Consider the following 26291-nt stretch of genomic DNA (forward strand, 5'->3'; position numbering starts at 1 on the left):
GGATGACCATGTTGCAGTTCGACATCGTGATCGTCGGTAACAGCGCGGCGGGACTGCAGGCGATCAGGACCATCCGCCGCCACGACCGCACGGTCAGCGTAGCCCTCGTGGACCGGGAGCCTTGTCCCGCTTACTCCCGGGTGCTCACCCCGTACTTCATCGGCGGGAAGACGCCCCGGGAGAACCTCTACCTCGTGGATCTTCCCTTCTACGACGAGATGGGGGTCACGACGTTCTTCGGCAAAAACGCCGTGTCCCTCGACCCCGAGCGCCGCGAGCTCGGTCTCGAGGACGGCATGACGCTCAGGTTCGGCTCGCTCCTGCTTGCCATGGGGAGCGAGGCGCGCCCCTTCAAAACCGGTTCCCGGCGCATCAGTACGCTCAGGCACATGGCGGACGCGGAGAAGCTCGCGTCCCTTTTGCAGCCGGCCAAAAGCGTCACCGCGCTCGGTGCCGGGCTCGTGAGCGTGCCGGTGCTTTCTCACCTCCCGCGGGACGTGGAGCGTCACCTGATCGTCGCCTCGGGGCGCATCTTCAGTCGTCTGCTCGACGCAGAGTCGGCGCTGCTTTTGGAGGAGCATTTCGAGGCTTCCGGGGTGATCCTGCACAAGCGGGACGACATCACCGAGGTCCTGGAAGGGGAGCGGCTGCAAATCTCCCTCGCCTCGGGTGGGACGCTTGCGACCGACGCCCTCGTCGTGGGTAAGGGGGTGGTCCCCAACACGAGGCTTGCCGCCGGGGCGGGGCTCGCCGTCAAAGACGGCATCCTCGTCGACGAGCGGTGCCGCACCTCGCACCCCGCGGTCTATGCCGCGGGGGATGCGGCGCAGGGGAAGGATTTCGTCACCGGGGAGACGACGGTGCAGGGCAACTGGATCACCGCCGTCGAGCAGGGGGAGGTGGCGGCCTGCAACATGCTCGGGCTTCAGCACGTCTACGAAGGGAGCATGAAAAACAACATCACCGAGGTGTTCGGCCTCGAGGTGGCGGCGATCGGTTTCTGTTCCGACGAAGCGCCGCGCTGCGTCGTGCACGGCTCGCTCGCCTCCGGCCGTTTTAGGAAGGTGTTTCTCGACGAGAGGGACCGTGTGATCGGCGCCGTGGTGATCGGGGAGACCAACGATTCCGGGCTCTATTACCAGATGGTGCGCGCGAGACTGCCGTTTCCGGGAAAGCGGGCGCTGCAGGGGGAGAACCGGTACGCGGGCTTCATGCGGCAGATCGCCTGAGGGGCACGTTCATGGTGCTTCTTCAGATTTACGGAACGCTGCGCATGATGCTCGGAGGAAGGGAGTCCGTGGAACTTCCATGTTACGAGGGGGATACGGTGGGGTCGCTCCTTGAGCGCTTCCAGGCCGGAGAGCGTATTGCTGTGACGCACAAGCTCGTCGACGACCGGCGCATGCTGCACACGGGGACCATCATCCTGTTGAACCGGCGCAACATCCTGCACCTGGACAAGCTGGAGACGCCGGTGCGGGACGGGGACGTCCTGGCGCTCTTTCCTCCTGGTGCCGGAGGGTAGCATGGAGGGACGGTACGCGAGGCAGCGCCTTCTCTGGGGGGACGACCGGCAGCGCCAGATCGGGGATAGCGAGCTCCTCGTCGCAGGCGTCGGCGGTCTTGGCGCCACCGTCTGCCAGATCATGGCGCGCGCTGGGGTGGGGCGCCTGCATCTCTATGATGATGGCGTGGTGGCCCTTGAGGATCTGCACCGCCAGAGTCTCTACGGGGAGTGCGACCTCGGCAGGAAAAAGGTGGTAGTGGCGCGGGAGCGCCTTCAGGCGATCAACTCGACGGTCGAGGTCGTGGTCCACGAGGAGAGGATCGGCTGCGGCTTCGCCGTTCCCGGCGGGGTCCGGCTCGTCGCCGACTGTCTCGACAACTATGAAGGTCGTTTCGCGCTCTGGGACGCGCTGCCGGACGGCTGCCGCTTCGTCCACGGCGGCGTGCAGGGGGACCGCGGGCAGGTGCTGACCCTGACGAAAGGGGAGTCGCAGCCGCTTTCCGAGATTTACGCGGGGAGCGTGCAGCCGGCGGGGGCGATAGAGGTGAGTCCTTACAGCGTCTTCGTCATCGCGGGGCTCATGTGCAGCGAGCTTTGCCACGTCATCGGGGGGGCACCGAAGCTTCTGGATCGGTTCCTGGTGGTCGATCTCGTCGACCTTTCCTTGTCTTTTCTCGACGTCTGATTTTGACAGAGGCCATTGTTTTGACAGCTGCTGGCAGGTCGGACTGGTCGGACGGCTGGCGGGGCTAGGCCCGGGCAGGTCTATCTGGCGAAGAAGGTGGCCAGTAGCTTGTCGACCGCGTGGCGCCAGGTGTAACGCTCACGCACCCATCCGGCGGCCGCTTCCTTCACCTCGCGGCTCACGCCGCGCTCCATCGTTCTTGCCAAAAGCGCCACCAGGTGCTCGAGGCTCGGATCCAGCCCCATTACACCTCCCTCGGCGCGCAGCGGCGTGCTCGCTATCTTGTCGGCAAAGCTGTCATCGATGAAATCGTCGGTCGGGCCGCCCGCGGTGCATATCACGGGGAGGCCACAGGCGGCCGCTTCCAGTACCGGCAGGTTGAACCCTTCGGCCATGTATGGGGAGACGTAGAGGTCGCACGCATTGTAAAGGGCCGCCATCTCGTGGAAAGAGAGGGTTTCCCCGATATAGACGAGCGATGCCTGCAGCCGCGCGGCTTCCTCCCGGGTCAGCAGATCGCCGCATTCCTTGAGGCACCGCTGCGACGGGTAGAGCCCGTCGAGCCCCTTCAGGCAGAGCTTCATGCGCGGATAACGCTGCTGCACCACGGCGAATGCCTTCAGGAGATAACGGATACCCTTGTTCCCGATCATGGTGCCGATGCTCAGGACGACGAACTCATCATCCCATCCCATCTGCCTTCGCACCGCTTCCCGATCCGCAGCAGGAAAGGGCCTGAAGATGTCTTCCCGCACCCCGTGGGGAACCACGACCACCCGCTCTTCCGGGGCGCCGCTTCGGAGAAAGCCGGCACGGGACCAGTTGGACGGGGTGATGATGACCGCGTCCGACGCGGCCAACTGCGCAGGCAGGTCCCCGTTACCCGCCAGCATCGTCGGCCGCACCACGCCATGCTCGGTGGTGCCGAAGACGAAATGGCGCTGCGCCTTGACCGGCGCTAAGTTGTAGGGGTAGTCGATCCGGTAGAGTACCTCGGGGGGGACGGCCGGATCGGGTGTCTTCAGCGCGCCCAGGGCGGCGGTCGACTCCACGTCGAAGAGACGGTACGACGGCGTCCACTCCGCCTTGAGATAGGGAAGGTCGCGGTGGTAAAGCTCGACGTCATCACGCCGGATGAGCTCAAGGCACTGCCACATGTTGACACAGGCGTAGGAGTGGGGCACGAAGCGCCAACCTTCAACGACGATTTTTTTCTTCAAGCTCGGCCTCGCCGGAGGGGGAACCCTCCTGTGGGAATGACCCCCCTGATGCAGGGGGGATGCCCCCTTCTCGCCGTCGGCGCCCGGCGCCGCAGGGAAGGAGAACTGCACCTCTTCTGCAATTGCCTTGCCAGCGATAGCGGCTTTGCGGTGCACGGAGCTGATGGCTATTCACGTTTCGTTGGCCGGCTACTCGCAGCGGCCCGTTTGGGTACTATTGGTAACAGCGTAAGCGCTTGTATGAAAAAGCCGGCGCTGATAATGTACAGCCCGGATAACAAAGATGCACGGTGCCCCTCTCGAACGGAACGGTAATGGACATAAAAACGCTGATTCTCGTTTTGGCTGTGGGGAACGCCCTTTTCAGCGCCGCGCTTTTCATCTTTCAACTCACCGAGGCGAGGGAAGATAGAAACCGGGACTGGACCAGGGGCAAATTGCTTCAGGCGGTGGGGTGGTTTTTGCTGTACTGGCGGGGGAGCCTTCCCGATGCCGTTACCTTCACCGTCGGAAACATCGTCCTCATTCTCGGCATAGCGTACGAAACGTGGGGTATCCTCCGCATCGCCGGCACCGTGGTCCGGCGACGGGTCCGCGGCATCGCGCTCATCGCGGTAACCTCCACCTGCCTGATCGTTACCCCGTTTCTTCCGGCCCTGCGCATCGGCGCCACCTCGCTTGCCGCCGCTTCCTTCTTCGCCGTAACCGGCCTGGGGCTGTTCAGAAGCACGGTCGGTAAATCCCCGCTGCGCACTACGCTTGCCTGGAGCTTCTGCCTGGTCGCCCTCGTCGTCGCCACCCGCGGCGTCCTTGCCCTGGTAAACGGCGATTTCAACCTTTTCACCGACAACCTGATCCAGGAAGCCACCTTCCTCGGCGTGCTGGCGGGCCTGCTCATCAACGGCTTCGGCATACTGCTGCTCGTCAAGGAGGACGCGGACCGCGCCCTCAGGGAGCTGTCGAGGGAGCAGCACGCCATCCTCGAAGCGCTGCCGACCGGGCTTTGCATCCTGAAAGACCGGATCATCTTCCGCTGCAACCCCGCCTTCGAGGCCATGTTCGGTTTCGCTCCCGGCACCCTGGCCGGGCGCCCGGCACGCTGCCTGTTCGAAAGCGATGAGACCTTCCAAAGCTACGGCAGGAAGATGTATGAGAGCATCCAGGCAACGGGACGTTTTTCCGACGAGGTCGAGTACGTGCGGCAAAGTGGGGAGCGTTTCTGGGCCATCGATCATGCCGTCAAGGTCTCCGGGGTGGCCGATTCCTTCGTCGTATTCTCGGTGACCGATATCTCGGAGCAAAAAGGGCAGCAGGAGACGCTCACGCGCCAAAAGGAGGCACTCCAGGAGACCCTGGCGAGGACGAAGAAGCTGGAGGGGATGATCTCTATCTGCATGCACTGCAAGAGTATCCACAACAAAAAGGAGTCGTGGGAGCAGGTCGAGAAGTACCTGACGGAGAATTCGGACGCCCAGTTCAGCCACGGCATCTGTCCGGAATGTTACAAGAAGTATTACTCCGGATAGCGCAGGTAGACGCGCCCGGCACCCGCCTCGCAGCATCCGCTTACTACCCCCCGCAGGCCCCGCTCAAGCTTCCCGCTGTCGTGCCGATAAGACGAGAAACTGCAACCCCGGAGCCCGCACCACATGCCCAACACCATCAGAATACTCGCCGTAGATGATGAACCGGTCTTCCGCTTCCTTTTGGAGAAGCAGCTTCGCGACATCGGCTATACCGTCCATACCGCGGTTGACGGCCTGCAGGCGCTGGAGCTCCTGGAACAGCAGCCGATCGACCTGATCCTCTCCGACCTGGTCATGCCGAGGATGGACGGGCTCGCCCTGATCGAGGAGGTGCAAAAGCGCAAAGCGGCCCCTCCCATCATCGTCATCACGGCCCACGGTAGCGTCGAGAGCGCCGTGGAGGCGATGCGGCGCGGCGCCTACGACTATCTGGAAAAACCCTACCAGCCTGACGACCTGCGCATCACCATCAAGCGCGCCATCGATTACCAGCACATCGTTCGCGAAAACGAGCAGATCAAGGGGCTGCTCTCGGACCGGTACACCTTCCAGAGCGTCGTCACCGTGAATGCCGCCATGAAGCAGGTGCTGGAACTCGCCGCGCGTGTCGCGGCGGCGCGACAGACCACGGTGGCGATCTACGGCGAGAGCGGCTCGGGGAAGGAGGTGCTGGCGCGCGCCATCCACTTCGCGGGGAAGGGGCTTCCCGCCGAGTTCGTGGCGGTGAACTGCGCGGCAATTCCCGAGCACCTGATGGAGAGCGAGCTCTTCGGACACGTCCGCGGCGCCTTCACCGGCGCCGACCGTGACCGCGAGGGGAAGTTCAGCCTCGCCCGCAAGGGAACCATCCTCCTCGATGAGATCGGCGACATGCCGCTCGCACTGCAGGCGAAGCTTTTGCGCGTCCTGCAGGAGCGCGTCTTCGAGAAGATCGGCAGCAACACACCAATCCCCGTTTCCTGCCGCGTCATCGTCGCCACCAACAGAAGCCTCGCCGAACTGGTCGCTGCCGGGCGCTTCCGCGAGGACCTGTACCACCGCATCAACGTCTTCCCGCTCACCATTCCGCCGCTTTGCCAAAGAAAGGACGACATCCCGATCCTGTGCGACCACATCCTCGAACAGCTGCGCCAGCACCTCGGGAAGCCTTTGCCGGGCATCTCGCCGCAGGCGATGGAGGTGATGCTCAACTACCGCTGGCCGGGAAACGTGCGCGAGCTGCGCAACTGCCTGGAGCGGGCGGCGATTCTCACCGACAACGAACTGATCCGTCCCGCGCACCTGGCTCTCGCCGGTGCCTCCCCAGGGGCCGCGGAACCGGCAGCGGACGGGGACCGGGTCAGCTACCACCTCTCGCTCTCCCCGGAGGAGCTTTCCCTCGATGCCCTCACCGAGCAGATCCTCGACGTCACCCTGCAGCGCTGCGGCGGTAACAAGTCGAAAGCTGCACAGCTTCTCAAGGTGAACCGTAAGGCCTTCTACCGGGCCTGACCGGCCCCGGCTCGCAGCACTGCCGTCGCCGTCCCACCTAAGCTCTCGCGCCTTCTCATTACTCCCGTCCCCAATCTGTACATGGTGTCCCGCAGGGGGACACCCCGGTGCTCACCTCCTTCAGTTAACTCTTTGAAAACATTACAAAAGCACTCTTGGCACCAGTCGTGCTCCTTACTGCAGTACAGACGCCGCACTGTTCCGCAGGGAACAGGGGCAAACGGACCGGCCGGAGAGGTAGCCTTCAAAGCTCCGCGGCCACAGAGCAGTCACGGGAGGATTCACAATGAGAACGATAAGGGATCTCAAGGTAGGAACGAAGCTGGCGGCCGGGTTCGCCTGCGTTGCGGTTATAGCGGCGGTGATCGGCTTCATCGGTATGAGGGTAACCAACAACCTCAACGCGGAAGGGAAAAGGACCTACGAAAGGGTTACCGTCCCGCTCGGGCAGCTGGCCGGGATGTCCGTCAGCTTCCAGCGCGTGAGGATCAACGTGCGGGACGCGGTCGAGGCGACCGACCCGGCACAGCGGAAGCTCTACGTTGACACGGTGGTGAGCTTGCGCCAGAAGATCGGTGATCTGGCCGGCCAGTACGAAAAAAGCATCGTCAGCGAGGACGGGCATCGCCTCTTCGCCGATTTCACCAAGGCCCGGTCGGGCTACCTCGGCTACGTCGACAAGATCCTCGCCCTTGACGCGTCGGGCAAAAAGGCGGAGGCCAGGGAGATCCTGCACGGCGTGGCGAAACAGGCTGCCCTCGATCAGCAGGCGCTTCTCGACAAGATGATGTCGGTAAAAGAGGAGCAGGGGAAAGTGACGGCGCACAACAACGAACTCGCCGCTGTGGCAGCCGGCCGCACCATCGGCGCACTGCTGGTCCTGGGGCTGGTCCTCGCTCTGGTCTTGGGTGTCACGATCACCCGCATGATCACCCGTCCCCTGGACAAGGCGGTCAAGGTGGCAAACCAGCTTGCCGAGGGGGATCTCACCGTGGAGGTGATGGTCGATTCCAAGGACGAGACCGGGCAACTTCAGGCGGCGATGGGGCACATGGTGGCGAACCTTCGGGAACTGGTTTCCCAGACGGTGCACATCTCGAGCAGCATAGCCTCCGCCTCAACGCAGCTGCAGGGGACTTCGGCACAGATCGCCACCGGCGCTGAAGAGGTCGCCTCGCAGACCGGTACCGTGGCGACCGGCAGTGAGGAGATGGCGGCGACAAGTGCTGACATCGCCCGCAATTGCGTGCTGGCCGCCGAGGCGTCGCGTCAGTCGACCGAGTCGGCCCAAGGGGGCGCCAAGGTGGTGCAGGAAACCATCACCGGCATGGGCGAGATCGCGGACCGGGTGCGCAACACCTCGAAGACGGTCGAGGCGCTCGGGGTTCGCTCCGAGGAGATCGGGGACATAGTCGGGACCATCGAGGACATCGCGGACCAGACGAACCTCCTGGCACTGAACGCTGCCATCGAGGCCGCCAGGGCCGGTGAGCAGGGGCGTGGGTTTGCGGTGGTGGCCGACGAGGTCCGGGCGCTCGCCGAGCGCACCAGCAAGGCGACCAAGGAGATCGGCGCCATGATCAAGGCGATCCAGGGCGAGACCCGCGAGGCGGTACGTGCCATGGACGAGGGGGTGAAGGAGGCCGAGAAGGGAGCGGTTTCGTCGCAGCGCTCCGGGGAGGCCCTGGAAGACATCCTCAGGTGCATCAGCGAGGTTTCCCTGCAGGTGAGCCAGATCGCGACCGCAGCGGAAGAACAGACCGCCACCACCACCGAGGTGACCAGCAACATCCAGCAGATCACGGACGTCGTGCACCACACGGCGCGCGGCGCCGAGGAAACGGCGATGGCGGCGGCGCAACTCGCCCAGCAGGCCGAGGAACTGCAGCAACTGGTGAGCCGCTTCAAGCTTGCGGCCTAGGAAAAGGAGAACGGTCATGGCTAACGATCTTCAGATAGTAGCGGGCAAGGCGCAGCAACTGCTCCAACTGGTCACCTTTCACGTGGGAGGCGAGGGGTATGCGGTGGAGGTGGCGAGTGTGAGGGAGATCATGCGGCTTCCCGTCATCACGAGCCTCCCGAACGCCCCGGCATACGTCGACGGCATCATCAACCTGCGCGGCGGTGTGATCCCCATCATCTCCCTGCGCGAGCGCTTCGGTCTCTGCGCCGTGGAAAACGACAGCCACACGCGCATCATGGTGATGACCGTGGGGGAAAAGGTGGTGGGGTTCCGGGTGGACGCGGTCTCCGAGGTGATCCGGGTCCCGCAGGGACAACTCCAGCCTCCTCCGCCGCTCGTCGCCGCAGGCGGCGGAAGGCAGTGCGTAACCGGCGTCATCGACCGCGGCGAGCGGCTCCTCATCGTCATCGACCCGGAGCAGCTTCTGCTGCTGAGCGAACTGGACTGGGAGGCGCACGCCGCCTAGCCGCAGGGCCGGGGGGCTGCACTAACGGTGGGGCTGCAGAAGCGACAGGGGATGCGTCATGAGCGTGGAACGTGGGCTTAAGATAACGGCGGGGGGGACCCTGCTGGCGGTGGTCATGCTGGCGATGCACGACAGCGTGATGCCGGACCTGCGGCTGTACGCCCTGCTCATCTCTTGCGGAGTGCTCGCATGGTTCCTCGCCTGGTGCTGGGCACCGGGGCGGAAGAATCCGGTGGGGGAGGCCGGGGAACGGGCCAGCCTTCTTCTGGAATCGGTCGAGGAAGGGGTGGTGGCGGTCGACGGCTCCGGTACGGTGGTTTTTGTAAACCGTGCCGCCCTTGAGCTTTTAGGCTACGGCGATGGGGAGCTGGAGGGGCGGGACCTGCGCACCGTGCTGCACGAAGGGGGCGCCGCACGCTGCGCCGAGTGCGGCAAGACGAACTGCCTTTTGAACCCGGCCTTCGGCGGCAGCCGCCAGCGCTCCTTCGACGAACTCATGTGGCGCAAGGACGGAACTTCCTTTCATGCCGACCTGAGCTGCAGCTCGCTTGGCGGCGGCACGCACCCCGGTGCGGTGCTGGCCTTTCGGGACGTGACGAAGCGCAGGGAGGCCGAGGAGGCGCTCAGGCAGAGCACCCGGGCACAGGAGGAGGCGAACCGCCAACTGCTGCGGACCGTGCAGCATGCCAATGAACTCGCCGTGAAGGCGGACCGCGCCTCTGCGGCGAAGAGCGAGTTTCTGGCCAACATGAGCCACGAGATCCGCACGCCGATGAACGCCATCGTAGGGGCAGGCCACCTGCTGTCCGGGACCGCGCTCACATCACAGCAAAGCGATTACCTGCAGACCCTGATGATCTCGGCAGACCTGCTCCTGAAGGTGATCAACGACATCCTCGACTTCTCGAAGATCGAGGCGGGCAAGCTCGAGATCGAACGGGTGGAATTCTCCGTCCGGGACGTGGTGGAGGAGATCCTCTCCGTCTACTCGGCGCGGGCCGAGCAGCAGGGGCTGGAGCTCTCCGTTGAACTGGACCCTGAGATCCCCACGTCGCTTCTTGGCGACCCGATGCGTATTTCCCAGATCCTCAACAACCTGCTCAGTAACGCCCTCAAGTTCACCCGGCACGGCTACATCAGTATTTCGGTACGGCTCGCAAGCCGCGACGGCGCCTCGGCGGAACTCCTCTTTGCTGTTCGCGACTCCGGCATCGGCATGCTGGCGGATGAGCAGGCGCAGCTCTTCCAGGCGTTCACCCAGGTCGACGGCTCCATCACCCGCACCTACGGAGGGACCGGGCTCGGCCTCGCCATATGCAGGCGTCTTTGTGCCGTGATGAAGGGGGAGATCTGGTGCGAAAGCGTCGCCGGTCTCGGGAGCACCTTCTCCTTCCGTCTCCCATTCGGCATCGCGAGCGTAAGGGGGCAGGTGCCGCAGCACAGGGAGTCCCGCGTAGGGAGGTTCCGTCAGCAGCACGTCCTCCTCGTCGAGGATAACCAGTTCAACCAGAAGGTGGCGCTGGCGCTTTTGGAGCGGGCCGGGCTGCAGGTATCGGTGGCCGGTAACGGTGCGGATGCGGTGGAGCAGGTGAAGCGTAACGACTTCGACCTGGTGCTGATGGACATCCAGATGCCGGTCATGGACGGGCTCACGGCGGCCCGGCACATCCGGGCCCTGGACCGCCCCGGGGCCGCCTCGCTTCCCATTCTCGCCATCTCCGCGAACGCCATGGAACGCGACGTTGAGGCAAGCCTCGCCGCCGGGATGAACGCACACATCGCGAAGCCGTTCACCCCCGGGACGCTCTACGGCGCCATCTCGGTCTGGCTCGATGACGGCGGGGCAGTCCCGACGAGGGGTGAGGCAAACGACATGGCGGAAGCGTCGCCGGCCGGACAAACGCTGCAGCGGGTGGATTTCGAGACCGGCGTGCGGCAGACCGGCGGTGACCGGCGCCTGTACCTGGACCTGCTGGGACAGTTCGAGTTCGAGTACCGTGAACAAGGCGAGGAGATCGAGGGCGAGGTGGCTGCAGGAAGGCTGGATGAGGCGGCACGGCTCGCCCACTCGGTGAAGGGGATCGCGGGGGTCCTGGCGGCCCAGCCGCTGCAGCGGGCGGCGCAGCGGCTGGAAAGCGCGCTCAAGGGGGAGGGGGAGTCGGCGCAGGCGCTGGCCGATTTCCGGCTGGAATTGAAGCTCACCATCGCCTTTCTGCGCGCCGGCGTGGAGCGGGAGGCTAAGGAGGAGTACCAAAGCCCCCCATGAGGTTCAGGCGAGCGCCTCGCGCACCTTGGCGGCGAGCTCAGGTATGGAAAAAGGCTTCTGAACGAAGTGCACACCCTCGTCCAGCACGCCGTGGTGGGCGATCAGGTCCGCGGTGTAGCCGGAAATGAACAGGCATCTCAGCTCCGGGTTCCCGGCGAGCAGGAGCCCGGCGAGTTCTTGGCCGTTCATCTCGGGCATGATGACGTCGGTGATGAGAAGGCTGATCTTCCCCCGGTGGTTCCTGGCAAGCTCCATCGCTTCTTTGGGCGAGGTGGCCGGGAGCACTTGGTACCCCTGCTTGGCGAGCATCATGGTGACTATGTTCAGGATGGCGCTCTCGTCCTCGACCAGCAGGATGGTCTCCTTGCCGCTGGGTGGTGGCTGCTCCGGGAGGCCTCCCCCCTCATGCACCTGTTTATTCCTGTGCCGCGGCAGGTAGACGGAGACGGTGGTCCCTTGCCCGACCTCGCTGTCCACGTCGACCCATCCCCCGTTCTGCCTCGCCACGCCGTAAACGGTGGCAAGGCCCAGGCCGGTGCCGACGCCCACCTCCTTGGTGGTGAAGAAGGGCTCGAAGGCATGGGCCAGGGTCTCAGGCGCCATGCCGCAGCCGGTGTCACGGATGCTGAGGCGAACGAAGTCGCCGGGAGAAACCCCTTCGCTGGCGCAACGCTCAGTGTCCACCGCGCTGTTGGCCGTCTCGATGACGATGCTTCCTATCTCTTTTATGCTGTCGCGCGCGTTGACGCAGAGGTTGGCCAGTATCTGGTCCACCTGGGACGGGTCGATCAGCACGCTCCAAAGCGCGGGGGCGGGTTTCCAGACCAGTTCGATACGCTCCCCGATCAGCCTTTGCAGCATGCTGAGCATGCTGCCGACCGTCTCGTTCAGGTCGAGCAGCTTCGGGGAAATTGTCTGCTTGCGGGCGAAGGCGAGCAACTGGCGGGTGAGGTTGGCCGAGCGTTCCGCCGCCTTCCTGATCTCTTCGAGCCCTGCCTGCAGCCGGTCCCCGGGTGGGAGGTCCATAAGCGCCAGGTTCGCGTGTCCTAGGATCACGCTCAGCATGTTGTTGAAGTCGTGGGCGACGCCCCCCGCCAGGCGTCCGACCGATTCGAGCTTCTGTGCCTGAAGCAGCTGGGCCTCCAGCCGATTCCTCTCCTCTTCCGCCTTTTTACGCTCGGTGACGTCCGTGGCCATCACCAGGAGGACCCGCTTCCCCTTGCTCACCCTGCCAAGCGGCGTGGTCTGGAAATCCCAGGTGCGCGTCGAGCCGTCCTTGGAGTTGAAGCTCCACTCCCCGTTGTACGCAGTCTTCTCTATGGCGAAAAGCCCTCGCAGATACTCCATGGCGGTCGGGCTCTTTTCTCCGAAGGACGCGGTGGCCCAATCCTTGAGGGTGGGGATATCTGCCATGGTGTACCCGGAGAGCCTGGTCCACCCCGCGCTCAGTTGCAGCACTCTGCCATCCTCGTCGCAGATCATGATGGGGTAGGGGGAGCTGTCGACGGCCACCTGGAGGAGCGCCTGGGCTTCGGTGAGCTCTGCGGTCCGCTCCTCCACCCGCCGTTCCAGGACGAGCGCCTGTTGTTCGATGACGCGGAAGGCGATGGCGTTTTTCAGTGCGAGTGCGATTGGGGGGGAGAGCAGGGCTATGATCTGGTTCACCTCCTCGATGCGGTGCAGCGCGTGCAGGTCGAAGAGGAGCAAAAGCCCGATGATCTCGCCGGCCGCAACCAGGCGGTAGCGCATCATCGAGCGGATCCCGGCGCGGCGCAACGGGGCGGACAGCGGGTGCCGCTCGTCGAGCTGGTCCGGTGTGAGTGGCAGCAGCTCGGGAAACCTCTTGTAGCAGAAAAGCTCGAGCTCTTCCGGGGTGAACATGGCGCTTCGGCGCTGCGGGCTCACGTTCAAGAGCTCGTGCCCCGGTGAGCGTGTCTCGTCGTGCAGCAGCACGATCACGGTCCGCGCCCCGGTCAGTTCGCGCAGGTGCTCTGTCAGCACCGCGCCAAGCTCGTGCGGAGACGATGAAACGAGCAGTTCCGAGATGACCTCGACCGCCATGAGCTGCGCCGCTGGGGATAATTCACCGCTCTTTTGATCCGTCACGTCTCATCCCCTTCGCGTGCTTCAGCCTCCAAAAGCCCGGCCAGAGCCGTTTCGAGCCGCACCCTCTCCACACGCCAGGGAAGACCGCTGTAGGCGGAGAAAGCCTCCATCTGCCGTTCGGGAACCGGTACGATTCCGGTGTCGAGATAGACCAGCACGGAACGGTGCTCCCCCAGCAGCTCGCGCGCCGTGGCGGGGTCGGGTCCCAGGGCGTCCGCCATAACCTCCTCCCAGCGCTCCGCCCATTCCGGCAGCACCAGGAAGGCCTCCTCGCGCATCAGCTCGCGATAACGCTTCCTGCCGAGCAGCAACTGGGCGCAGTTGATCGCGTTCACCCGCCCCGCCCCGGACTCGCGGGCGAGATCGAGCATCCCCGCGCAGCAGTCGCCGTAAACGAGCACGATGCGGTCTCCCTCTTCGCGGCGGCGCCGCAGCTCCTCGCTGAGCGTCGATTCGAGAAGTGGAGGGTTCATGTGCAGGAGGGAGTCGAGGAAGGTCAGTTTCCCGCCGATCCCACCGTCATGGCGCAGCCGGGTAAGCTCCTCGCGCAGGACGCCGCAGGCAAGCCAGACGGTTTCCCTTCTCATGCCACCTCTCCGTGGCCGACCGGGTAGCGTGAAACGCTCTCCCTGAACGCCTTCAGGTTCGCCGCTGGAGTGTCCTGCGGGAGGTCCCCGCCGGAGTTGGACAGCACGAAGTGGCCGGCCGGAGCTGCGACGGACAGGCAGTCGAGGGCGAGGCGGCCGATCTCTGCGGAGCCGGCGGAGGCGAAGGCCAGGTTGTCGAGGTTGCCGATCAGGTTGAATCCCGGTGGGGTGAGCCGGCGCGACTCGGCGATGTCGTCCCTGGAGCCGACGATGGCACCGACAACCCCGGGAAGCCCCGGGAGGAGATCGAGCACGTGGTTCATGCGTCCCCCGGTACTGCTGATCACCTTGGGGCCGTTTATCGCGCGGAGCACGTCGGTCAGGTGGGGCAGGATCGCTTCGGCGAAGATTTCGCGCGGCGCGATCTCGGCAGAGGCCATCCCTTCGGTGAAGACGAGGCAGTCGGCACCCGCCTCGAGAAGGGCGTCGGCGAAGGCGATGAGAAAGTGAGCGCTGTGTGCGAGGAGTCGTGCCGCCTGGTCCGGCTCGAAAAGGACCGTCTCCAGCCAGCTCTCAAGCCCGATCAAGAGCGCGGGGAAAACTCCGGGGCCGGGAAGTACCGCGATCACCGGTACCTCCTCCTTGTAGCACCGGGCAAGCCCCCTGGTCGCCTCAAGTGCTACGGGCAGACGCCCGGTCGAGGCGAGGGACGGCAGCGGCATGGCGAGCGCCTCGGCGACGCTGCCGGCGGGGGGACGCCTGACGTTCGGGGTCTGCAGTCGTCCCCATACGGTTTCTCCGCCGAAGGCCTCGGAGATGGCGCTGAAGTCGAAGGGGGCAAGCACGAGGTCGAAGCCGTAGCTCTCCTGCACGGCCTTTTGGCCGGCAAGGTAGGCGGCGGGGTCGCTGTACAGGGTGCGCAGGTCGCAGCCGGTGAGTGCGGCTCCGTAGGCACCCAGCACCGCGAAGACAGGCGGCCGGTCCACCGGGAGTCCGCCGAGGGTGTTCATGACGCGACGGTAGGAGTTCATGATGAAAGCTCCCGCGCCAGGGCCTGCTCTTGAAGGGCAGTGAAGAGCTGGTCCGCACCGATCGCGTTTCTCGTGGTGCCGTCGCCCCCCACCTCGGTCACCAGCTCGGGGCGCCAGTTGAAGACCGCGCCGCCGACGGCGAGCTTGATGCGGTCCCTTTCCCCCTCTCGATCGATCAGCTCGCGCAATTTTTTGATGTTGATGGCGGTGGTCTGCATCATCGCCGAGACGCCGATAACGCGGGCCCCGACTTCGAGCGCCTTTTCCAGGAACTGCTCGGCGGGGACGTCGTTGCCCAGATCCACGACCTGCCATCCCGCCGCGCCGAGGAAGAGCCCCACCGTCCGTCGTCCCAGGCTGTGGAAGTCGTCCTCGATGTTGCCGATCACGGCCACCCCCTTGCGGCAATCGGGATCCTCCCGGTCGGGGAGGCAGCGCAAAAGGGCGTCCTCGGCGATCTTCGAGGCGATGAAGTTCTGGGCAAGCGAAATGGATTCGCCCTCCCACCGCGTTCCGAGTTCCACGATGGCAGGGTCCAGGATGTGCGTGATGACCTCGGCAGGGGGGATGCCGCCTGCGAGCGCGCTCTCGACGACCTCGGCAGCGCGGGCACGGTTCGCGTTGATCATCGCGTCCAGCAGTTGCCGATACAATCCCTCGCAATCACATCCAGCACCACTTGATGACATCGCCGTATCGCCTCCCGGTCCGATTGATGGATAACTGCATCCTTGTTTGTACTAGGAATAGTCAATTAAGTGAGTATGGTTGAAAGTCTGATTTTCTGGAGCAGTATATATGAGGTTTGTTCACAGTCAATTACGATTTAACTGAGGAAAGGATGTGGGTACAAGGAGGGCGATGACAGTAAGATCGTGGGGCGTATAGTAAAAAACTTGTTCAGGTCGTTTCTTCAGACAATGGGAGTGGGAAAAGGCTGCGCCTTTCCGCGAGCGGACCCGGCGCAGCCTTTTTGTGACATGTTTAGTTACTTTGCTTTTATCATCTCGATCTCGAGGTTGATGTCGACCTCTTCGCCTACTGCCACGCCGCCGGTCTCGAGGGCCGCGTTGTAGACCAGGCCGAAGTCCTTGCGGTTGATCTTGGTGCTTGCTACGACGCCGCTTCTCATGCTGCCCCACGGGTCCTTGCTCTCCTTCGCCGGCCCTTCGACGTTCAGCACCACCTGCTTGGTCACCCCGTGCAGCGTCAGGTCGCCGGTCACTTTAAGCTTTCCTTTGCCGGCCTTCGCGACACTCTTCGAGACGAAGGTCATGGTCGGGTACTTGGCGGCGTCGAAGAAGTCGGCGCTCCTTAAGTGCTCGTCACGCTTGGCTACGTTGGTGTTCACCGAGGCGGTCTCTATGGTGACGGCGACCTTCGACTTGGTGATGTCCTTGTCGTTGATCTCGACGGTACCTTTGTGCTTTTCGAAGCTCCCCTTCACGTTGGACACCATCAGGTGACGCACCTTGAAGCCGACGTTGGAGTGGTCCGGGTCGATGTTCCAGGTCGATGCGGAGGCAAGGGCAGGAAGGGCAAAAGCTGCTACTGCGGCGATGGTTGCGATGGTTCTTTTCATGACGTTTCTCCTTTTCTCTTTGCGAGTTCTCTTTTTGTTTGAGTTGTTGTCTTTTGATATTGAACTATTATCCTAAAAAAAAGCCGTTTTCGTTCTTCCCGTCATCCCTCCCGTAATCCGAGTTTCTTGCAGATCCTGCCCAGGGTTTGTTGTTCTTCATCGGTCAGCACTCCCATCTCGGCGACGATGGCCGCCTCGACCTCGGCGAAGGTGGCCTCGATCAGCGTGCGTCCCTTGTCGGTGAGGATGACGGTGCAGAAGCGGCGGTCTTCCAGGGAGCGCTCACGCAGGACGAGCCCCTGTTTTTCCAGGTTGTCGATGACGAGGGTGATGTTGCCGGTGCTTTTCAGTATCTTCGACGCGACGTCGCGCTGGCACAGGGGACCCTTGTGCAGGAGGGCCTCGAGCACGCCGAACTGGCTTATGGTGAGACCCGCCTCGGACATCTTGCGTCCCACCCTTCCGGTCACGGATTCGGCGCCACGCATGAGCTTCGTGTAGGTGTTCAGCGCGAGTTTGGAAGTGCCGTCCTTTTTCATGATCTCTCTCCGTTTGCTCTCAACATCTTGTCGATGGTTTAAAGCTACAACTGAAACGATTAAATGTCAAACTATTATTTTACGGGTTTGGAAAAACACGGTAAGTCATCGTTCGGCAAGGGTAACCGGCGTGGCGATACTTGCCAACGCCGGCTTTTAATGGAAGAATAGCGCGGGTGTCCCAATGAAAAAGGAAGGCAGAAGCGTTAACGCAAAGGCGCCAAGGCGCGAAGGCGCAAAGAGAAGACCCTAAGTTGCCTGGCAAGCCGGGTCGGTTTCATGGCTCTTCGCTTTGAGCCCCTTTAACCTTTGCGTCTTGCGGCTTCGCGTCTTTGCGTTAAGAGGTTTCAGCCTGTTGTTGCGGTACCGTGTCCAGACTTCTACGGGAGGTGCGTCGATGAAACGGCTTTTGCTGGTGCTGCTGATACTGGTCCTGCCCCTTTGTGTGACGGCGCAGGAGCCGCAGGTCGGGCTCATCTCGTTGCGCGGGCCGATCAACCCGGTGACCGCGGCCTTCTTGAAGGACAACCTGTCCCGCGCCGGGGGGCGGGGGGAGCGGCTCATCCTCGTGGAGCTGGACACCCCGGGAGGGCTCGACCTCGCCATGCGCGAGGCGGTGCAGGCGATCTTCGCCGCGCCGGTCCCCGTGGTGGTCTACGTCACCCCGTCCGGGGCGCGCGCTGCCTCCGCCGGGGCGGTCATCGGCCTTGCCGCGGACGTCCTCGCCATGGCGCCCGGCACCAACATCGGCGCGGCACACCCGGTGTCACTTTCGGGCAAACCCGATCCGGTGATGGAAGCGAAGATCGTGAACGATGCCGAGGCCTACGTGGAGGGGATCGCCGGGAAGCGGGGGAGAAACGTCCAGCTCGCCGGGAAGATGGTGCGGGAGAGCATATCGCTCACCGCCGAGGCGGCGGTGAGAGAAAAGGTGATCGATCTGGTCGCGCCAAGCAGGGAAGAGCTCTTAACCCAGTTGGAGGGGCGCACCCTTTTGCGCGGCGGGAAGCAGACCGTACTGCATCTATCCGGCGCCCGCGTGGTGCGCCACGAGATGGGGACGCGGGACCGCATCCTCGACGCCATCAGTAACCCCGACGTAGCCTACATGCTGATGCTCCTGGGGATGCTGGGGCTTTTCTTCGAACTCTCAAACCCTGGCGTCATCCTCCCCGGTGTGATCGGGGGGATTTCGCTCCTGCTCTCCTTTTTCGCGCTGCAGACCCTCCCGGTGAACTACGCCGGAGTCGCGCTGATCCTGCTCGGCATCGTCCTCTTCATAGCCGAGATCAAGGTGGTCTCCCACGGCATGCTGGCGGTCGGCGGGGTGGTTGCCTTGGTCATGGGATCTCTGATACTCTTCCCGTCTCCTGAGCCCTACCTGCGGCTCTCCTGGGAGGTGATCGCGCTTACCGTCGGCATCACCGCGCTTTTTTTCACCGTGGTGATCGTCAAGGTGATCCAGGCGCACCGGGAGCCTCCCATTACCGGTGTCGAGGGGATGATTGGCGCCGCGGCAGTGGCCGAGACCGATCTCGATCCGGACGGAAAAGTCGTGGTGCATGGGGAATACTGGAACGCGACCTGCCCCGAGCCGGTGCTGCGGGGTGAAAAGGTGCGCGTGGTCGGGGTAAAGGGCCTGTTGGTCACCGTGGCAAAGGAGGAGCAAAAGCGTTGAGACGGAAGGAGAGGGGCCATGGCGGGCGGTAGCAGGCGGCAATCCGGGGACGTGAGGCTCGGCGACGCGCTTTTAGGGCTTCCCTGTCTGCAGCGGCAGCGTGCGAACTTGACCGGCGGGTTGCGGGAGACGGGGGAAATGCAGCACGGCGAGACCTGTCCGGTGTGCGGCATGGAGACGGACGAACTCATCTTGAAGGAAGGGACGCTGGGAAATACGGGCGTCGTGGGGCGCGTGCAGGAGAGGTTTCCGGGGTGGCAGCCCGAGGACGGCCTTTGCCGGCCGTGCCTCGGGCTGTTCGGTGAGACGGGAAGCTAGAAGTGCTTCGGCACCGGGAGGCAACCCTCCTCGCTGAGCGCGTTCAGGTAGGACGTGCGCAGCTGGACGAAGGCCTGGGTGAGCCGGTCGATGAGGGCCGTGTTGCTGCAGCCGACCAGTTCCAGGAGCCCGTTTTGTTTGTTAGCGACGAGTCGCTCGATGTGCGCCGCCCTGCGGTTGATGTCCACGTGGGTGTGCCCCTGAGCGTGGCTTACCAGGCTCAGCATGGCGTCGGTCACGAAGACGTCGATCGAGTAGATCGCCACCACCTGCGGGTGCTCTTTAAGCTGGAACACCACGCGGATGTCAGGGTGGGGGAATTCGATGCCGGGGAGCTGGTCCGGTCCCACGTAATGGGAGGCCGCCACCGGCAGCACTTCGATGTAGCAGTTGAGCAGTGTTGAGTCGATGTCGATGGGTGTCTGTACCGGCAGTTTGAGTGCTGCCCGTGAAAACTGTTCGCCGTGTTCGAGGTATAGTGAGAGCCGCATATGGTCACCTGTAAGTAGGAAGTTCAACGAACCACATGATAAAAATAATACCGACACTCCGTAAAAAGCAAGTGACCGCCCGTAATTATCCTGGCCTCCTCCGAGGACTTTGGGTGCATCTGTTTCAGGCGAAGTCGATTGACAGCGCCGCCCGGTCTATGTCATTAATTTCCCATTGTCCGCTCCGGTAATCCCCAGTAAAGGTACCCTCTCCTTGCCCTTTTTTACCTTCCATAAGGAAAAGCCCACCGCAGGCGGCGCGAAGCGCCCCGGTGCACTCGCGGCCATGTGGGCTTTGCTGCTCTTCCTGCTGCTGGGTTTCGTACCCGGGGTGCACGCCGACGCCACCGGACGCGGTGGGTTAGGCAAGGGAGTGGTCGTAGTCGGCGGCGATTACAACTATCCCCCTTACGAGTTCGTCGATCACGAGGGGAAGCCGACCGGCTTCAACGTGGAGCTGACCCGGGCCATCGCCGAGGTGATGGGGTTCAAGGTGGAGATCACCCTGGGGCCCTGGGACGGCATGCGCCGCGCCCTGGACCGCGGTGACGTCGACATCCTGCAGGGGATGGCCTTCTCTCAGGAGCGCACCAGCGAGGTGGACTTCTCCACGCCTCACGCGCTCCTGTTCCAGTCCATCTGGATAAGGCGCGACAGCCGGAAGATCAGGTCCATCGAGGACGTGCGCGGCAAAGAGGTCATCGTGATGAAGAACAGCATCATGCATGATTTCATGACGAGCTACGCCCCCACCTCGAGGCTCATCCTGACCGACACCCTTGCCGATGCGCTGAAACTCCTGAACCAGGGACGGGGAGACTGCGCGCTCGTCTCGCGGCTGACCGGCATGTACCTCGAGAAGGAGCTGGGGCTGAAAAGGATCATCCCGGTGGCCGAGCCGATCATGACCCAGGCCTACGGCTACGCGGTGAAGAAGGGGAACGCCGAGGTGCTCGCCCGATTCAACGAGGGGCTCGCCATCCTGAAGCGCTCCGGGCAGTTCCAGGAGATCCACAACAAGTGGCTCGGGGTGATGGAGTCGCAGCCGGTGTCGTGGGCGCGCGTGGTGCGCTACGTGACCCTGGTCGCGGCGCCGCTTCTCATCATCCTTTTGGGGACAGTGGTCTGGTCCCGGACCCTGCAGAAAAAGGTGGCGCAGCGCACCGAGGAGCTCGCACGCGAGGTGGCCGAGAAGCAGGAGGCCCTGGAGAAGCTGAGGATGCACCAGGACCAACTGGTGCAGGCGGACAAGATGGCCTCGCTCGGGGTACTGGTTGCCGGGGTCGCCCATGAGATCAACAACCCCAACGGCCTGATCCTATTGAACCTCCCCCGCTTCGAGGAGGTGTTCCGCGGCTCTCAGCCGATCCTCGACGAGTACCGCGAGCAGCACGGCGACTTCAAGCTCGGGCGGCACAGCTACGACCGGTTGCGCGAAGAGCTGCCGCACATGCTCTCGGAGACCCAGGACGCGGCGAAGAGGATCAAGCGCATCGTCACCGAGCTGAAGGATTTTGCGCGCCGCGACAGTGCCGATCTCACCGAGCTCGTGGATCTGAACCAGTGCGCCCAGGCGGCGCTGCGGCTGGTGGAGAACACCGTGGTGAAGAGCGCGCACGACATCGCCGTCAACCTCTCCGACGTGCTGCCGCCGGTGAAGGGGAACAGCCAGCGTATCGAGCAGGTGATCGTGAATCTGCTTCTGAACGCGAGCCAGTCGCTCGAAGGGAGCGGCAAGAGCGTCCACGTTGCCACGAGGCACGACCGTTTCCGCGACCTCGTGCTCTTGAGCGTGCGGGACGAGGGTAGGGGGGTGGAGCCGGAGCACCTGGCGCGGCTTACTGATCCCTTCTTCACCACCAAGCGCGAGGAAGGTGGGTGCGGGCTTGGCCTCTCCATCTCCGCGGGGATCGTGAAGCAGCACGGCGGGACACTGATCTTCGACTCGCAACCGGGCTTCGGCACCACGGTCACCATGGAGCTGCCGGCGCTTAGGGGACCCGTCGAGGTTTAGTTGGGATCGGGCTTTCCTGCTCACCATAGTGCCCACGAAGCGCAGCATTGGGCTTAACGTTCCCCCCTTCGCAAAGGGGGGAGCTTTGAGAATGAATACGAAGAGGAGTTGCAATGAGCGAAGCACTTTATCCGGCCTTCGGCGTTCTTTTAGTGGACGATGAGGCGCCATGGCTGCGCAGCCTGCGCATGACCCTGGAGGGGCCGGGGGCGATCAGCAACATCATGACGCTCACCGACAGCCGCGAGGTGATGGGGGTGCTGGACAAGGGGCACATCGGCCTCGTGCTCCTTGACCTCACCATGCCGTACCTCTCGGGACAGGAGCTCCTGGCGCGCATCGCCGAGGAACACCCCGAGGTGACCGTGGTAATCCTCTCCGGTCTGAACCAGATCGAGACGGCGGTCTCCTGCATGAGGCTTGGCGCCTTCGACTACCTTGTGAAGACCGACGAGGAAGACCGCATCCTCGACTCGGTGCGGCGCGCGATCCGGATGCAGGAGCTGCAGCTGGAAAACAAGGAGATGCGGCGCCGCTTTTTGAACGACCGGCTCGAGTGCCCGGAGGCGTTCGCGCCGCTTGTGACGAACAACAAGGCGATGCGTTCCATCTTCCAGTACATCGAGGCGGTCGCGAAGAGCACGCAGCCGATCCTGATCACCGGCGAGAGCGGCGTGGGAAAGGAGCTCATCGCGCGCGCCGTGCACACCTTGAGTCGCGGCGACGGACCTCTCGTCCCGGTGAACGTGGCGGGGCTCGAGGACAACGTCTTCACCGACACGCTTTTCGGACACAAGAAGGGGGCCTTCACCGGCGCCGACGAGAGCCGCAGCGGCATGGTGGAGCAGGCCGCCGAGGGGACCCTTTTCCTGGACGAGATCGGCGACCTCTCGCTTGCCTGCCAGGTGAAGCTCTTGCGGCTTTTGCAGGAGGGGGAGTACTACCCGCTGGGGAGCGATCAGCCCAAGCAGTTGCGGGCCCGTATCGTGGTGGCGACGCACCACGACCTCTCCAGGAAAAAGGATGCGGGAAGCTTCAGGAAGGACCTCTATTTCCGGCTGCGGGCGCACCACGTGCACATACCGCCTTTGCGGGAGCGAAAGGACGACATCCCGCTTTTGCTCGATCACTTCCTGAAGGAGAGTGCAGAGGTTTTCGGCAAGAAGGTGCCGAGCTACCCGAAGGAGCTCCTGACCCTCCTCGCTAACTACGGTTTCCCGGGCAACCTGCGCGAATTGCGCTCCATGGTCTTTGACGCGATGAGCGTCCACTCCTCGCGCATGCTTTCCATGAACAGCTTCAGGCAGGCGATGGAGGTGAAGGGGGGAGAGCACGGTGAGACGACGGTGCCGGATGGTGGTGTCGTGAGCGGCGAACAAAACGTCTTCGCCGCCCTGTGTGAGATCCCCACGCTCAGCTCCGCCGTTGAACAACTGGTGATCGAGGCGATGCGACGCGCCGACAACAACCAGAGCATGGCCTCCCGCATGCTCGGCATCTCGCAGCCCGCCCTCAGCAAACGGCTCAAGCTGCAAAGAAGCGGTAAGGATAAGGACGCGGAGGAGTGATGCGGATGAGCTAGGGTGTTCTCCTAGATGAGGTCACTAGTCCCCCTCTCCCCCCGGGAGAGGGCTGGGTGAGGGCGTCGGCAGCTGCAACTCCTCGCTTCGTGGCAACGCCCTCACCCGCCCTTCGGGCACCCCCTCCCTGACCCTCCCCCCCCGGGAGAGGGGACGCTTGCGGCGTTCTGCTTTCTTTTGGCCGCCGCCCCTGCTGCTTAACTTCCAGGCAGCGTCCTTCCTCGTGTCGTTCTCCCGCACCTGGATGCAACTGCTGTTTTTGCCTCCTTTTTCAGCAATCCCTCCCGCGCCGCCACGGCACCGTCTGCACCTCACCTCTTCCAGTCTTCCACATGGGGTATAACTTTAGTTAACTCTATGAGGATTGTTATACCTCTGCTAAACCTCCCTTTCTTCGCCCCTTTCGCATTTCACGGAAACGTCTTTCTGTTTACGGTTATACCCCTTTGTTTCTAATGCGGCGTTTCAAAGTCCTGTATTCGGATATTAATCCGAGTTCTTAGCCGTTTACGCCCGGGTTGGCACCCCCCTTGCTGTATATGGTGTCGCTTCATTAGCATACTGCCGAGGCCGGCGGTGAAACGGCGGTTCGCGCCGAAGGTAAAAGGCGGAACTGCCCATATCCTGTGCAGCAGCTTCGACTGACTCGATTGGCAACAAATAGAAAAGGAGCAGCAGATGATCAAGTTTGAAGGGGTCCACAAGTGGTTCAAAAAGCTTCACGTGCTAAACGGCATTGACCTCCACGTCAAGCAGGGGGAGGTGGTCGTTGTCTGCGGTCCGTCGGGGTCGGGCAAGTCCACCCTGATCCGTACCATCAACCAGCTCGAACCCATCGAGGAGGGAAGCCTCATCGTTGACGGCATGGACCTCAGGAGCAAGAAGACCGACATCAACAAGCTGCGCGCCGAGGTCGGCTTCGTGTTCCAGCAGTTCAACCTCTACCCGCACCTCTCGGTGATCGACAACATCACCCTGGCGCCGATCAAGATCCGCAAGAGCTCGAAGAAGGAGGCACAGGAGCAGGCGATGGAGCTTCTCGAGCGCGTGGGGCTCGCCGTGAAACGCGACGCCTACCCGACCCAGCTCTCCGGCGGCCAGCAGCAGCGCGTCGCCATCGCCCGCGCACTCGCCATGAAGCCGCGCATCATGCTCTTCGACGAGCCGACCTCCGCCCTCGATCCCGAGATGATCGGCGAGGTGCTCTCCGTAATGCAGGACCTGGCTTCCAGCGGGATGACCATGGTCTGTGTGACCCACGAGATGGGCTTCGCCCGCGAGGTCTCCGACCGCGTCGTCTTCATGGACCACGGCGTGATCCTCGAGGAGGCCCAGCCGGAAGAATTCTTCCGCAACCCGCAGCACGACCGCGCCAAGCAGTTCTTGAAGCAGCTGCTGTCGCCGATGCACTAGAACTTGCCTGTCTTCGGACCTGCCGGAGGCGCTTGTTAAATACCGAACATCAAAAGGAGATTCACTGTGAAAAGATTGGCTGCTGTTGTTATTGGTCTGGCTGCGCTCATGGGGACTTTCGGAAAGGCGATCGCCGCGGCTCCGGCCGACACCCTCGCCGAGGTAAAGAAGAAAGGCGTTCTCGTGGCGGGCGTTAAGGATTCCCTCCCTCCTTTTGGTTATGTCGATGAGAAAAGCCGCGAGATCGTAGGCTACGACGTCGACTTCGTTAAGGCCATCGCCAAGAAGCTGGGCGTGAAGGTCGAGCTGAAGCCGGTCACCTCCGCTTCCCGCATGCCGCAGCTCATGGAAGGGAACATCGACATCATCGCCGCCACCATGACCAAGAACCCGGAGCGCGCGAAGCAGATCGGCTTCAGCCACACCTACTTCGCCACCGGCCAGAAGTTCATCACCGTGAAGGGGAAGGTCAAGAGCCTGAAGGACCTCGCGGGCAAGAAGATCGGCACCGCCAAAGGTTCCACCTCCGAGCAGAACGTGAAGACCGCCATCCCGACCGCCACCGTGCTCTCCTTCGACGACTACCCGCAGGCGTTCCTCGCGCTGCAGCAGGGTAAGGTCGCCGCGGTGACCACCGACGAGGCGATCCTCGCCGGCATCCTTGCCAAGGCCCCGAACAAGGCAAAGTTCGAGATCCCGAACGTCCAGATCTCCACCGAGCCGTACGGCCTCGGCATGAGGAAGGAAGACGCCAAATTCATCGCCTTCGTGAACAAGACCATCATCGAGATGGAGAAGAGCGGCGAAGCGAAGCGTATCTTCGAGAAGTGGTTCGGCAAAGGTACCCCGTTCGCTCTGAAGAGAACCTTCAAGATCGTGGCTGACAAGTAACAAAGATCCAGGCTGAGGTGGGGCCGAGGTTGAGAAAAGGTGTTGTGCTGATAGCCTTACTCTCAACCTCGTCCCCGACCTCCCTGTCAGTAACAGCAACAAGGATTTCAGGCAGAGGTTGAGACAGTACCTTCCATCCGGTTGTTCTCTCAACCTCGACCTCAACCTGCCTTCAAGGGGTTTTACGTGCTAAAGTACAATTTTGACTGGTCCATCGTCACTTCCGGCAAGTATTTCGAATGGCTGGTGTCCGGGCTAAAAGTTACCCTGGAACTCTCCGTCGTCGGTATAGTCTGCGCCTTCATCCTGGGACTGCTGATCGCCGTCCTGAGGATGAGCCACTTCCGTCCCGTGCGCTGGATCGCCACCGCGTACCTCGAGTTCTTCCGGAACACGCCGCTTCTGGTCCAGATCTTCTTCTGGTACTTCGGCTCCTACAAGGTGCTCCCGACCGTGGTGAACGACTGGCTGAACAGCACGAACTTCGAGTTCGCGGCGGCCGCCATCGCGCTTACCATCTACACCTCGGCCTTCATCGCCGAGGACATCCGGTCCGGCATCCTCTCCATTCCCAAGGAGCAGATGGAGGCGGCCCGAAGCGCCGGCTTCTCCTATCTGCGCTCCATGCAGTACATCATCCTGCCGCAGGCCGTGCGCATCACCGTGCCTCCCCTGGTGAACCAGTTCCTGAACCTCGCCAAGAACTCCTCGCTCGCCATGAGCATCGGCGTCATGGAGCTTACCTACCAGGCGCGCCAAGTCGAGAGTTACACCTTCAAGGGGTTCGAGGCCTTCACCGCGGCCACCGTGGTGTACCTGGTGCTTTCCGTGATAATCACGGCGCTCATGGACCTCTACAACAAGAAGGTGCTCAACCCGCACCGCGCCTAGGACGCGCTCGCTTCGGGATCAAGAACGGCAGCTTTTCCTGCGGGAA

Annotated in this window: 23 protein-coding genes; 15 read left to right on the forward strand and 8 right to left on the reverse strand. The window is 63.1% G+C overall.

The window, feature by feature from the left end; genetic code table 11:
* Positions 1 to 2: 2 nt before the first annotated feature.
* From E4633_RS19195 to E4633_RS19205, 3 genes are read left to right on the forward strand one after another with little or no spacing between them, the layout of a single operon-like run.
* Positions 3 to 1229 carry an NAD(P)/FAD-dependent oxidoreductase gene (locus E4633_RS19195; protein WP_246038251.1) on the forward strand — a complete coding sequence of 409 codons (1227 nt, stop codon included), beginning with the start codon at positions 3 to 5 and terminating at the stop codon, positions 1227 to 1229.
* A gap of 11 nt (positions 1230 to 1240) precedes the next feature.
* A complete protein-coding gene (locus tag E4633_RS19200; RefSeq protein ID WP_135872759.1) occupies positions 1241 to 1525 on the forward strand; it encodes a MoaD/ThiS family protein in 285 nt (94 codons plus the stop codon).
* A 1-nt stretch (position 1526) separates the two neighbouring features.
* A complete protein-coding gene (locus E4633_RS19205; protein ID WP_135872761.1) occupies positions 1527 to 2192 on the forward strand; it encodes a HesA/MoeB/ThiF family protein in 666 nt (221 codons plus the stop codon).
* Positions 2193 to 2272: 80 nt separating this feature from the next.
* On the opposite strand, the gene E4633_RS19210 is transcribed toward E4633_RS19205, so the two are convergent.
* Positions 2273 to 3412 (reverse strand): glycosyltransferase, encoded by a 1140-nt coding sequence (locus E4633_RS19210; RefSeq protein WP_135872763.1) that lies wholly within the window; start codon positions 3410 to 3412, stop codon positions 2273 to 2275.
* A gap of 314 nt (positions 3413 to 3726) precedes the next feature.
* On the opposite strand from E4633_RS19210, the gene E4633_RS19215 reads away from it, so the two are divergent.
* The 5 genes from E4633_RS19215 (at position 3727) to E4633_RS19235 (ending at position 11124) form a co-directional block, all read left to right on the forward strand.
* A complete protein-coding gene (locus E4633_RS19215) occupies positions 3727 to 4938 on the forward strand; it encodes a PAS domain-containing protein (protein WP_135872765.1) in 1212 nt (403 codons plus the stop codon).
* Positions 4939 to 5061: 123 nt separating this feature from the next.
* On the forward strand, positions 5062 to 6429 hold the full coding sequence (locus E4633_RS19220; RefSeq protein WP_135872772.1) for a sigma-54-dependent transcriptional regulator: 1368 nt from the start codon (positions 5062 to 5064) through the stop codon (positions 6427 to 6429).
* A 286-nt stretch (positions 6430 to 6715) separates the two neighbouring features.
* Positions 6716 to 8350, forward strand: a complete 1635-nt coding sequence (locus tag E4633_RS19225; protein WP_135872774.1) for a methyl-accepting chemotaxis protein — start codon at positions 6716 to 6718, stop codon at positions 8348 to 8350.
* 16 nt (positions 8351 to 8366) lie between these two features.
* Positions 8367 to 8858, forward strand: a complete 492-nt coding sequence (locus tag E4633_RS19230; RefSeq protein ID WP_135872776.1) for a chemotaxis protein CheW — start codon at positions 8367 to 8369, stop codon at positions 8856 to 8858.
* A 58-nt stretch (positions 8859 to 8916) separates the two neighbouring features.
* Complete coding sequence (locus E4633_RS19235; protein ID WP_135872778.1) at positions 8917 to 11124, forward strand: PAS domain-containing hybrid sensor histidine kinase/response regulator; 2208 nt, start codon at positions 8917 to 8919, stop codon at positions 11122 to 11124.
* 3 nt (positions 11125 to 11127) lie between these two features.
* On the opposite strand, the gene E4633_RS19240 is transcribed toward E4633_RS19235, so the two are convergent.
* From E4633_RS19240 to E4633_RS19265, 6 genes are all read right to left on the reverse strand, one after another.
* The gene (locus E4633_RS19240) at positions 11128 to 13230 is read right to left on the reverse strand and encodes a hybrid sensor histidine kinase/response regulator (RefSeq protein ID WP_135872780.1); all 2103 of its coding nucleotides are present in this window, start codon (positions 13228 to 13230) and stop codon (positions 11128 to 11130) included.
* Positions 13227 to 13817, reverse strand: coding sequence for a DUF1638 domain-containing protein (locus tag E4633_RS19245; protein WP_135872782.1), 591 nt, complete (start codon positions 13815 to 13817; stop codon positions 13227 to 13229). Before E4633_RS19245 ends, E4633_RS19240 begins: the two co-directional genes overlap by 4 nt.
* The gene (locus tag E4633_RS19250) at positions 13814 to 14848 is read right to left on the reverse strand and encodes a uroporphyrinogen decarboxylase family protein (protein ID WP_135872784.1); all 1035 of its coding nucleotides are present in this window, start codon (positions 14846 to 14848) and stop codon (positions 13814 to 13816) included. Before E4633_RS19250 ends, E4633_RS19245 begins: the two co-directional genes overlap by 4 nt.
* Positions 14845 to 15537, reverse strand: coding sequence for a cobalamin B12-binding domain-containing protein (locus E4633_RS19255; protein WP_135872786.1), 693 nt, complete (start codon positions 15535 to 15537; stop codon positions 14845 to 14847). Before E4633_RS19255 ends, E4633_RS19250 begins: the two co-directional genes overlap by 4 nt.
* A 299-nt stretch (positions 15538 to 15836) precedes the next feature.
* Positions 15837 to 16430 carry a YceI family protein gene (locus E4633_RS19260; protein WP_135872788.1) on the reverse strand — a complete coding sequence of 198 codons (594 nt, stop codon included), beginning with the start codon at positions 16428 to 16430 and terminating at the stop codon, positions 15837 to 15839.
* A 101-nt stretch (positions 16431 to 16531) separates the two neighbouring features.
* Positions 16532 to 16969, reverse strand: a complete 438-nt coding sequence (locus tag E4633_RS19265; RefSeq protein WP_135872790.1) for a MarR family winged helix-turn-helix transcriptional regulator — start codon at positions 16967 to 16969, stop codon at positions 16532 to 16534.
* A gap of 397 nt (positions 16970 to 17366) precedes the next feature.
* On the opposite strand from E4633_RS19265, the gene E4633_RS19270 reads away from it, so the two are divergent.
* Positions 17367 to 18647, forward strand: a complete 1281-nt coding sequence (locus E4633_RS19270) for an NfeD family protein (protein WP_135872792.1) — start codon at positions 17367 to 17369, stop codon at positions 18645 to 18647.
* Between the two features lie 18 nt (positions 18648 to 18665).
* A complete protein-coding gene (locus E4633_RS19275) occupies positions 18666 to 18965 on the forward strand; it encodes a hypothetical protein (protein ID WP_135872794.1) in 300 nt (99 codons plus the stop codon).
* Here the strand turns inward: E4633_RS19275 and E4633_RS19280 are convergent.
* Positions 18962 to 19456, reverse strand: coding sequence for a hypothetical protein (locus E4633_RS19280; protein ID WP_135872796.1), 495 nt, complete (start codon positions 19454 to 19456; stop codon positions 18962 to 18964). The two genes, E4633_RS19275 and E4633_RS19280, sit on opposite strands and share 4 nt — an antisense overlap.
* Before the next feature lie 214 nt (positions 19457 to 19670).
* Here E4633_RS19280 and E4633_RS19285 point away from each other — a divergent pair, with 214 nt between their 5' ends.
* The 5 genes from E4633_RS19285 to E4633_RS19305 all read left to right on the forward strand — a co-directional run bounded on the left by E4633_RS19285 (position 19671) and on the right by E4633_RS19305 (position 26245).
* Entirely contained in the window at positions 19671 to 21470 is a 1800-nt protein-coding gene (locus E4633_RS19285; RefSeq protein WP_246038255.1) for a transporter substrate-binding domain-containing protein, read from the forward strand.
* 113 nt (positions 21471 to 21583) lie between these two features.
* Positions 21584 to 23038, forward strand: coding sequence for a sigma-54-dependent transcriptional regulator (locus E4633_RS19290; RefSeq protein ID WP_135872798.1), 1455 nt, complete (start codon positions 21584 to 21586; stop codon positions 23036 to 23038).
* A 690-nt stretch (positions 23039 to 23728) separates the two neighbouring features.
* Positions 23729 to 24463, forward strand: coding sequence for an amino acid ABC transporter ATP-binding protein (locus E4633_RS19295; RefSeq protein ID WP_135872800.1), 735 nt, complete (start codon positions 23729 to 23731; stop codon positions 24461 to 24463).
* Positions 24464 to 24529: 66 nt separating this feature from the next.
* A complete protein-coding gene (locus tag E4633_RS19300) occupies positions 24530 to 25354 on the forward strand; it encodes an ABC transporter substrate-binding protein (RefSeq protein ID WP_135872802.1) in 825 nt (274 codons plus the stop codon).
* Positions 25355 to 25540: 186 nt separating this feature from the next.
* Positions 25541 to 26245, forward strand: coding sequence for an amino acid ABC transporter permease (locus E4633_RS19305; RefSeq protein WP_135872804.1), 705 nt, complete (start codon positions 25541 to 25543; stop codon positions 26243 to 26245).
* The last annotated feature ends 46 nt before the right edge of the window (positions 26246 to 26291 follow it).

Origin of the sequence: Geomonas terrae (genome assembly GCF_004791675.1) — a bacterium.
Lineage (GTDB): Bacteria > Desulfobacterota > Desulfuromonadia > Geobacterales > Geobacteraceae > Geomonas > Geomonas edaphica.